The organism is Laspinema olomoucense D3b (assembly GCF_025370785.1).
Lineage (GTDB): Bacteria > Cyanobacteriota > Cyanobacteriia > Cyanobacteriales > Laspinemataceae > Laspinema > Laspinema olomoucense.
This window is the reverse complement of record NZ_JAMXFA010000080.1, coordinates 1-9,406: the sequence shown is the minus strand read 5'-3', so window position 1 is coordinate 9,406 and position 9,406 is coordinate 1. Positions and strand designations below refer to the sequence as shown.

Genomic DNA, 9,406 nt, shown 5'->3' with positions numbered 1-9,406 from the left:
TTCATGGTAGATTCAGATAGTTAAGATGAGTCAGTTCTTTTATGTATTGTACCTCATGAGTCCGTGAACGGCTATATACATGAATTCTATAGAAATGTAGCATCAGCTAAGGTGGGAGCAACAATTCTCATTTGGACCAGCATACTGTTCAAAATGCCAAATCTTGAACGAAGGAATGAGGCTTTCAAGAAGCACTCTTGAGACTGTTCTCAATAAGCTTGAGTAAAATTTCCATAATGAGAATTGCTGTCAGGAAACTGATTTTTCTGCAAAACCTGCCGCAGTTCCTCCAAAACCTGGGTATTCCAACCCTGGGGACGTTCCTGCAAAATCCGGATCGCCTCGATTTGGGCACTATTCTCCTGGACGAATCGAGAAAAGCTATCCAGATAGTCTTCGGGTTTTTTGCCTTGTATCACCACTTGAGAGGAGACTTGATCCTCTACCTCATATCCCACTAAAAAGGTCTGTTTGGCTTTGGGGTAATTCTCCAAAACCTCCTGAAAGCCAGGGTTTTGCAGCAAGTTCAGGGTATTGGCAAAGTCGGTTTCCATCCGTTCCAGCAGACTGCGGGCGAACCCCCCGATATCCCCATCGGGGATATAGTCAGCAAACATCTGTCTCGCCTCTTCACTCATGCCGCGATGGATGCGATGCAGCCGTTTCGTGAAAGACTTGAGATAATACTGGCGATCGCAATTATTAACGATATTTTCAATCACTTTTTTCACCGAGACAGTCTGCTGCCGCAGGGGCTCGATTTTAAAATGGCTCACCTCGGCAAAATACTCGATTAACGACCCACCAAAACAATCAAAAATTTTGAAATGAGTCTTATGAATATCCCCACATAAGCGAGTTCCTCGTCCCAACATTTGCTCCCAAAGAATCCGAGATTTCACCGGGCGCATAAAAACAATAAACTCTAAACTCGGAATATCTACCCCGGTACTGAGCATATCCACGGTAACCGCAATTTTAGGCTGGGGACGGTTGCGAAACTCCCGGATACATTGCAAAGGTCGATCCACTTTTCCGGTGATTTTCTGCACGAAATCATCCCCTCGGGCAAAAACTTCTTTACAAATTCTCACCACTTGGTCAGCATGGGAAATATGGGCTAAATCATTCACTGCAAATATCAAAATTCGAGGAAACCGCCCAGTTTCTTGTTCATGGCGATCGGCATATTTAGCAATCTCCTCAATTATCTTGCGATTGCTGTCAGGAATGGTGATTTGCCGTTCAATATCAGTCGTAGTAAATTCCCGCTCATCTTCTAGCTCATCGTAAACTTCTTCTCCAGTTTCTCGGTCAATTCGCCCCACCATTTCTCCCGCATGAAGAAAGGTATTATTTAACCGGACTTCGGAATGAATATCGATGCGCTCATAATCCACTAACCACCCATCTTGGATTGCCTGTTGAGTCGTGTAGCGATACACAACTTCGCGAAACAGAGACACGGTATGCGCCGCCGGGGTAGCAGTCAACCCAATCTTAATGGCATCAAAATAGTCAATGGTTTTCCGCCAAGAACCCACCTCGCTTGATGTATATCCCCGATGGCACTCATCCGCAATAATTAAATCAAAAGCATGAATGGGAATATCCAGTTTATCGGCATCGTTTTCCTCTTCAATATCCCCCGTTTCCCCCTCTACGCCTGTCCCTTTCCCAAACAGATTAATAGTCATCCGTTGAATGGTAGAGACATAGACAAAGGTATGGGTTTCGTTTGGATTTGTTAAGTAAGGAGTCGGTAAGACTTCGGGCTTAAAAGATTCCTCTTCCTCAAAATCTTCTCGCCGAAATTGCTGGCTGTAAACTTCGTATTCTTTATTAAATTTGTTGCCGCGAGGGGTATCAAATGAGGCAAATTCTCTGACGGCTTGGGCCGCCAAAACACGGCGATCGACTAAAAATAAAATCCGCCGAGCTTTTTGAGATGCCAGCAAACGGTAAATTTGAGACACGGTGCAAAAGGTTTTCCCGGTTCCGGTTGCCATCGCAATTAATAAATGTCTCAACCCTCGTGCGATCGCCTGTTCCGTTGCGGCGATCGCCTTTTCCTGATAGGGACGCAACCGGGTATTTTCACTGATAGGATTCTCCAGAAACCAGCGATCGCACCTTTCATCATCCCGCTTCAATAACTCCGCTAAGGCATCGGCAGAATGAAAAGTAGTAATCTGGCGAGACAGATTATTATCTTGCCGCACATCAAGAAAATAAATCAATTCTCCATTACTGGAAAACAAAAACGGCACTCGATACCCGCGCCAGTTCCCCACCCCCTGAAATGTTGTTTTAGAATACCGCTTTGCTTGCTTTAAAACCCCCTCAGTCCCAACGCTGACCCGTTTTGCTTCAATGACCCCCAATAGCTGACCCTGGACGAATAAAGCGTAATCCGCAGGACCACTCGCCGTGGGATATTCCTCAACGGCATGGCATCTCAGTTGGCTAGTGTCCAACCCATCCCGATAGGGGATAATCTGCCAAGGGGGATTGAGTGCTTTGAGCTTTTTGTTAATGCGATCGCGTCGGGTGATAGATTCAGATTCGTTGCTCATGATTGTGTCGCCACAGAAGTCCAAGGGTCAGGGGTGGGATGCAACCCCAAATTGACTCGTTAACCACTCACTCCTAAATTTGTCAAGACGACAAATAATTTGGTAACTGACACTTTTTGTCGTGTAAGAGAGACAAGGCAATGCCCGGTCACTCTTACACTATGTGCGAATTACAAATCTAAATCTGTAACCGCACCGAGACTGCTAGATGAAACCAACTTAGCATATTTCGCGAGTACCCCTTTTGTATAACGAGGGGGACGCGGTTGCCAGTTGGCACGACGACGGGCCAATTCCTCATCGGATACATTCAACTGCAACTTGCGATCGCGCCCATCAATGGTAATCGAGTCGCCTTCTTCCACCAAGGCGATCGCCCCACCAACGGCAGCTTCTGGGGCCACGTGACCCACCACCAAACCGTAAGTCCCTCCGGAGAACCGACCATCGGTGATTAATCCCACCTTGTCCCCTAAACCCGCACCAATAATTGCTGAAGTCGGGGCCAACATTTCCCGCATTCCCGGTCCCCCTTTTGGACCTTCATAGCGGACCACCACCACATCACCAGCGCTAATCTTGCCATCCAAAATCGCTTTGAGGCATTCTTCCTCGGAATCAAACACCCGGGCCGGACCCTCAATCATCGGCGTTTTCACCCCGCTAATTTTAGCCACAGCACCTTCGGAGGCGAGATTGCCTTTGAGAATCGCCAAGTGACCCTGACGATACATCGGGTTATCCCAGGGACGAATCACATCCTGTCCTGTGGGCGGTTCTGCGGGAATATCCACCAGCAATTCGGCGATAGTTTGGCCGGTAATTGTTAGCGCATCTCCATGCAGCAAATCATGGACCAGGAGCATTTTCATCACCTGGGGAATCCCGCCCGCTTTGTGAAGGTCGGTGGCCACATAGCGCCCACTGGGTTTGAGGTCGCACAGCACCGGGACTCGGGCGCGAATGGTTTCAAAATCATCTAAGGTGAGGGGGACTCCCATCGCCCGGGCGATCGCCAGGAAATGCAGCACCGAATTCGTGGAACCCCCCACGGCCATAATCACAGAAATGGCATTTTCCAACGCCTTGCGGGTGATAATTTGACTGGGCAAAATTTGCTTGCGAATCGCTTCCACTAGGACATGAGCGGATTTTTGCGTACTATCGGCCTTTTCTGCATCTTCTGCGGCCATTGTCGAGGAGTACATCAAGCTCATCCCCATTGCTTCAAAGGCCGAAGACATGGTATTCGCCGTGTACATCCCCCCACAAGAACCGGCACCGGGACAGGCATGGCGTTCCACTTGTAGCAGTTGCTGTTCGTCAATTTTACCAGCGCTGTATTCCCCGACCGCCTCAAACGCGCTGACAACGGTGAGGTCTTTTCCGTCCAAATGTCCAGGTTTGATAGTGCCGCCATAGACAAAAATAGCGGGAATATTCATGCGGGCGATCGCCAACATGGCCCCGGGCATATTTTTATCACATCCGCCAATTGCCAGGACCCCATCCAGACTCTGACCATTACAAACGGTTTCAATCGAGTCGGCAATCACTTCGCGCGACACCAGGGAATATTTCATCCCCTCGGTTCCCATCGAGATCCCATCACTAATCGTAATCGTGCCAAAAATTTGAGGCATTCCTCCGGCCTCCCGGACCCCACTTTCCGCCCGTTTTGCCAGGATATCCAGCCCCATATTGCAGGGAGTAATGGTGCTGAATCCATTGGCAACACCGACAATCGGTTTAACGAAATCGGGGTCAGAAAAACCAACCGCCCGCAACATAGCTCGGTTGGGCGATCGCGCGTGTCCTTGGGTGACGGCTTGACTTCTAAGGTTCTCAGGCATTCTTTTTTCCGGTAAACGAGAGCAAATCTCCAGGGGCTAATGTAGAGTAGGGTTTGCTTATAGCTGTTTGCCTCCCAACTTTCGCTTCTCCCCCTAGGATCTATCTTTAGATTGTCTCAGAATCCCACCCCATTTGTCTTATGTCTTTTGTCATTGGTCCTTTGTCATTGGTCCTTTGTCAAATCCCCCATCTCCCCCACCCTCCCCATCTCCCCCATCTCCCCCATCTCCCCCACCTTCCCCATCCCCCCATCTCCTTTGTCCCACTTTCCATTCCTCTTAACCGTGATTTGTGACATTGAAGACGATACATTGGAAGCACGCACCACTAGACTTGCACAGAGCGATAGCAAAGAGGCGACAGGACATGGATGTAAATGAATTACTAGAGCGATATGCAACTGGAGAAAGAGATTTTCGGAATCTAAACTTGATTGGTGCCAACTTAGCTGGGTTGGACTTAAGTGAAGTCACTTTTCGCGATGCTGACCTGCGTCAGGCTAACCTGACTGCTACTAAACTCACGGGGGCCAACCTGCGAGAAGCTAATCTCATGGGGGTCACCCTTCATCAAGCTAACCTGCGAGAAGCCAATCTGATTAACGCGAACTTAAGTAGAGCTGACTTAAGTGAAGCTGACTTAAGTTTGGCAAATATTAGCCGAGCCATTGTAGAGCGAGCCAATTTACAAAAAGCCAAAATGGTACAGGCTCTGGCCAGCGAGACGAGGCTGGGTTGGGCAAATCTCAAAGAAGCGACTTTGAATCAGGCCAATCTCAGTCGCGCGAACTTAAGTGAATCTGACTTGACCGGCGCAAATTTAGAAGGGGCCAACCTGACGATCGCCATTCTGATTCAGGCGATTATGGAAAAGGTGAATCTGACGAATGCCACCTTAAATGGAGCCAACTTAACGAGCGTCAATCTCCGTTATTCGGACTTGAGTCGGGCCAACATGAGTGGATCCAATCTCGCCGGAGCGGACTTAACTAAAAGCCAACTGCGGGGAACTAACGTGAGTTGGACCACCATGCGCGGGACGAATTTAGAAGGGGCCAGTCTGTATCGAGCCAACTTGGGTTGGTCCAACCTCACTGGAGCGAACCTCACCAATGCAATTTTAATGGACACGAATCTGTATCGGACGAACCTGCGGGATGTCAACTTTACGGGAGCCATTATGCCCGATGGGTTGACCCACCAATAGCACTCGTTGCACGAGTCGTCCCGGCATTTTGCCTGTTTTAACTTGATGCAGTCCGGATTTACCCGGAATTGAGTGTTTAGGGTCGGGGATTAGCGGGTCACGTTGCTTCATATTCCCCTGGAGCTGCCTAGGGTGCGAAGGCATCAGTTCTCAACCCTCCAACCGTTGCGATCGCACCTCGAACAATCGGCTTTGTTCTCCAGTCTATCTTCCCTAGCGGCAAAATTCCCAGCAGTGACCAGCGCTGTTGTAATCCCATCTCTACTCAGTTTTTGTCGCGTTCAGCGCGATGGCGCTGAAACGGGGATGACGGGGCGATCGCCCCAGACTACTGTTTAAAAACGTTTCGTGCCACGTTTGGCCGCATCACGGGTGCAGGAGCCTTTGTCAGGAATCGAGCCATGATTGTGATTAGTCAGGTTAGCGTCATCAGTCTTGTCCTTATGGGACTTTCAGTTATAGTAGTGCATTCTCCCGCCTTCTCTCATCCCCAGGCAGTCGGACCCCACCCGGGTCCCCTGCCCCTACTCTCAATCATTCGAGAGTCTAACCCCTTTGAAGAACCCACCCTCAACCCAGAAAACATCCCCTGCCGTGAAGAACCCATCGGCCTAGGGATTCCTGGATTTCAACCGGGAATTCATCAAGATTCAGTTTTCCGAATGTTTGGATTTCCCAGCCAAACCCTGCCAGGATATTGGCCCAATACTCATGCCGTCAGTTATGACCTGATTCCCCATCAGGTAAGTCTAGGATTCCTCTTCGATCGCCAATCCCTACTCTTGCAGCAAACTGAAGCCTCTTTTGCTCAAAGTGTCAATACTGAAATTATTCTAGGAACCTTAAACAGTATGTTAGGTTGCCAGCTTAATCAAGAAATCGCCTCGGGATTTCAACAAGTGTGGCGGGGTCAGGTGCGCCGGTACAGCTTTGCCCTGGGTCAGCTCAACGGGGCGATCGAATGGGAGATCCGTCCCACCTCCTCGGGAAATCAACCGGCACAGCGTGTTTACATTGGAATTTGGCAAAAGGGTTTACACCGCTAACCCACTCAATTTGCTGCCTCCTCGCTGTGGATGCTTCATTTTATTATACGATCGATCTAGAACCCTAAAAATAATTGCCCCCCAGGGGAAGTTAAGGATGATGAAAGCTCAAGATATTATGACCCAAGACGTGGTGAGCATTCGCGGCTCCGCCACCGTTGCAGAAGCCGTTAAGCTCATGAGAGAAAAGGGCTTGCGTGCATTAGTCGTATCCCGTCGCCATGATGAAGATGCTTATGGCATTGTCACCGAAACGGACATCGTTTACAAAGTTGCGGCCTTTGGACATGACCCGAAGCAGATGCGGGTGTATGAAATTATGACCAAACCCTGCATCGTCGTCAATCCTGACCTCGGTGTAGAATATGTGGCGCGGTTGTTTGCTAATACCGGCATCCGTCGTGCTCCCGTCATCAAGGGAGACTTGCTCGGAATTATTTCCGTGAGTGATATTCTAACAAAGAGTGATTTCGTCGAGAAACCGAAAGCCAAACTGTTCGAGAGTGAACTGGAAAAAGCGGTTCAGGAAGCGCGCGCCATCTGTGCCGAAAAAGGCCCAACTTCTAGAGAATGTGCGGCAGCTTGGGATGCTGTGGAAGAACTGCAAGCCGAAGCGTCTCATCAACGGGCGATGAAACCTGTCAAGTCTGCATTTGAGGAATACTGCGAAGAAAACCCCGAGGCAGATGAAGCCCGGGTGTATGACGTTTAAGTTTCCAGTTCGGTGAGGATAACTGAGGTTGAAGACCTCACTCCGGGGTTCAGGGATGTGAAACGATCGCCGATGATCATCTTTCCAATGTGCTAAGGCCGAACTCCGACAATTTTTAAGCTGTGCGATCGCAAACCAATGCGATCGCACGGTTGTTTTTGCTTGCCTCTTTAAATCAGCGATGAAACTGCCCTTATTGATACCCCATATCAAAACCTTAAAACAAACCTGTTATTTTACGAAATGTTGCGCATTGTATGATATTTCCCCATCACCCGGGCATCCTAAATTATAGATATTTAGGGCAAAATAGGGCGAGGGCAATTATGGATGGGTATGAATTACTAAAACGATACACTGCTGGCGATCGCGATTTTCGAGGGTGGAATCTAAATTTAGCCAACTTGATCGGCGCAACCTTGCAACAAGTGAACCTTTTCGGGGCCAATCTTATTGACGCATCCTTGGCGCGAGCTAATTTAAGCCGATCCTTAATGATGGAAGTTCAATTATCCGGTGCATTTCTCTACGCCGCTGATTTAACCTTCGTCAAGCTCAAAGGCAGCCGCCTGATTGAGGCAGATTTAACCAAAGCAAATCTCCAAGGCGCTCACTTAGCTAATACCGATTTAACCGGGGCCAAACTCAGTGGTGCTATTCTCAAATGGGTCAATTTTTATCGCTCCAATTTACTCGGAGTCAACCTTTCAGGCGCAAACCTCAATGGAATTAATTTCCGAGGGGCAAATCTGACTCAGGCTAACTTGAATTGGAGCAACCTCAGTGGAGCAAGACTCAGCGGCGCTTGTCTCAAAGGCGCACTTTTAAACGGCGTTAAACTCACCGGAGCCTTTTTAAATGGCTTGGATTTGGAAGGAATTAATTTTAGTGCACTCGAACTCAACGAGGCTAAATTAAGCGGAGCAAACCTGCGCGGCTCTAACTTTATGGGGGCAGATTTGCGCGATACTCAAATGCGCTTTACCGACTTTGAAGAAGGAAATCTTAAACAAGCCAATTTACATGGCAGCATTCTCAGAGGAGGTCGTTTCAGCCGTGCCAATTTGATGAAAACTGACCTCATGGAAGCCGACTTGCGAAATGCCGATCTCCGGGATGCTAATCTCAATTTAGCCAAGTTAACAGGTGCAGATCTCACAGGTGCTAACTTAGAAGGGGCCTATTTATGGGGAGCGGATCTGGATGGTGCTTGCTTGCGCGGTGCAAATCTGCGGGGAGCGAGTTTGCGGGATGCGGCACTGGTGGGTGCAGACTTGCAGGATGCGGATTTCACGGGTGCAGTGATGCCCGATGGGAGCCTGCATTCCTAAACTCATTGGCAAGAGCATAAAACAGGGTGCTGAAAACTGATGAAATAGTGCATCGGTACAGTAGCGGGAGGACAAGCGGGTTGATGAGGCAAAAAACTGGAGATTAACAACCAAAAGGATGCAAAAAGCGGCTCACTCTTTCAACCTCTATTTTCAACTTTTTACCGCCGTTAGCGCACCAATTCCATCGTTGTAGGGTCTTGTCTTGTAGCCCTATTAATGCTTTAATGAAGATAGGAAGAGTTAATGCTAAAAAAAATCACATTTTTTCCATAACAAACCAGGACGGCAAGCCCCAGCGATGCCCAAATTTAAGTCATTGGTTAGGGGGCAACGGATTCCAGTAAAGAATTAAGGGGCTTTTAAGCCATAAGGAGAGTAACGTAAAATGGATACTAATGAACTCCTCGAACGGTATGCAGCAGGAGAGCGATCGTTTAAAGACGTTAATTTAAACGGAGCGAACCTGGAACGAGCCAACCTAGCCGGATGCGATTTTTCTGGGGCTTATTTTGTCGGGGCCAACTTATCCCGAGCCGTCTTGACAGGGGCCAATTTACACCTAGCTTTTTTACATCGCGCTGACTTGAGTTTTGCTAAGTTAAATAGACCTCTTGCAAAAAAAATCTATGTTATAATGAAAAATTTTGAATTTTAGACCCCAGAGCCAACTCATAATTG

At 48.4% G+C, this 9,406-nt stretch carries 8 protein-coding genes; 6 read left to right on the top strand and 2 right to left on the bottom strand.

Going from position 1 to position 9,406, the window contains the following annotated elements; all coding sequences use genetic code 11:
* Positions 1–209 precede the first annotated feature (209 nt).
* Both NG792_RS28550 and ilvD read right to left on the bottom strand, forming a co-directional pair.
* The gene (locus NG792_RS28550; protein ID WP_261237767.1) at positions 210–2,576 is read right to left on the bottom strand and encodes a type I restriction endonuclease subunit R; all 2,367 of its coding nucleotides are present in this window, start codon (positions 2,574–2,576) and stop codon (positions 210–212) included.
* A gap of 170 nt (positions 2,577–2,746) precedes the next feature.
* On the bottom strand, positions 2,747–4,429 hold the full coding sequence (gene ilvD / locus NG792_RS28545; protein ID WP_261198507.1) for a dihydroxy-acid dehydratase: 1,683 nt from the start codon (positions 4,427–4,429) through the stop codon (positions 2,747–2,749).
* A gap of 367 nt (positions 4,430–4,796) precedes the next feature.
* On the opposite strand from ilvD, the gene NG792_RS28540 reads away from it, so the two are divergent.
* The 6 genes from NG792_RS28540 (at position 4,797) to NG792_RS28515 (ending at position 9,383) form a co-directional block, all read left to right on the top strand.
* Entirely contained in the window at positions 4,797–5,636 is an 840-nt protein-coding gene (locus tag NG792_RS28540; protein ID WP_261198505.1) for a pentapeptide repeat-containing protein, read from the top strand.
* Positions 5,637–5,768: 132 nt separating this feature from the next.
* On the top strand, positions 5,769–5,975 hold the full coding sequence (locus tag NG792_RS28535) for a hypothetical protein (protein ID WP_261198504.1): 207 nt from the start codon (positions 5,769–5,771) through the stop codon (positions 5,973–5,975).
* Positions 5,976–6,037: 62 nt separating this feature from the next.
* Complete coding sequence (locus NG792_RS28530; RefSeq protein ID WP_261237766.1) at positions 6,038–6,682, top strand: hypothetical protein; 645 nt, start codon at positions 6,038–6,040, stop codon at positions 6,680–6,682.
* A gap of 97 nt (positions 6,683–6,779) precedes the next feature.
* The gene (locus tag NG792_RS28525) at positions 6,780–7,394 is read left to right on the top strand and encodes a CP12 domain-containing protein (protein ID WP_261198502.1); all 615 of its coding nucleotides are present in this window, start codon (positions 6,780–6,782) and stop codon (positions 7,392–7,394) included.
* Positions 7,395–7,720: 326 nt separating this feature from the next.
* Positions 7,721–8,725, top strand: a complete 1,005-nt coding sequence (locus NG792_RS28520; RefSeq protein ID WP_261237765.1) for a pentapeptide repeat-containing protein — start codon at positions 7,721–7,723, stop codon at positions 8,723–8,725.
* Between the two features lie 388 nt (positions 8,726–9,113).
* Positions 9,114–9,383: a pentapeptide repeat-containing protein gene (locus NG792_RS28515; protein WP_261237764.1), complete on the top strand. Its 270-nt coding sequence runs from the start codon at positions 9,114–9,116 to the stop codon at positions 9,381–9,383.
* Positions 9,384–9,406: the final 23 nt, after the last annotated feature.